Raw genomic sequence first — 377 nt, 5'->3', positions numbered from 1 at the left:
GCTGCGCAACTTCGTCGAGATTGCCAAAGCCTTTGCAAACTCTGCACCCTGACCCCCTGCTCACATCGAAAAAGGCCGACCTTGGTAGCCAGCCTTTTCCAAGTCCTGAAAACCAAGGTCAGTCGTTGGCCAGCAGAATCTCCAGCGGCACCGGCTGCGAAATCCGCCAGCTTCCGGTGACTGCCGGGATGCCCTCGGTGATTTCGACGATCTGCATCTCGGCAGAGTTCTGGTGATGCAGCTCGTCGGTGAAGGTCCGTGCGCCGAAAATGGTGGGCTCGTCGCGCATCTGCTCCAGTTCCGCGGTCACGGCGGCGCCCTCAACGGTTCCGGCGCGTTCGACGGCACGGGCCGGCGTTGTTGCAGAACGGCGTCCT

Annotated in this window: 1 pseudogene; it reads right to left on the bottom strand. The window is 61.8% G+C overall.

The features are described 5' to 3' along the window. Positions 1–118: 118 nt before the first annotated feature. A pseudogene (locus EP237_RS22950) lies at positions 119–377 on the bottom strand (hypothetical protein); the annotation flags it as partial.

The sequence above is a fragment of the Nioella ostreopsis genome (assembly GCF_004000255.1).
Classification (GTDB): domain Bacteria; phylum Pseudomonadota; class Alphaproteobacteria; order Rhodobacterales; family Rhodobacteraceae; genus Nioella; species Nioella ostreopsis.
The sequence above is the reverse complement of the archived record's forward strand: the minus strand, read 5'-3'. Positions and strand labels throughout refer to the sequence as shown.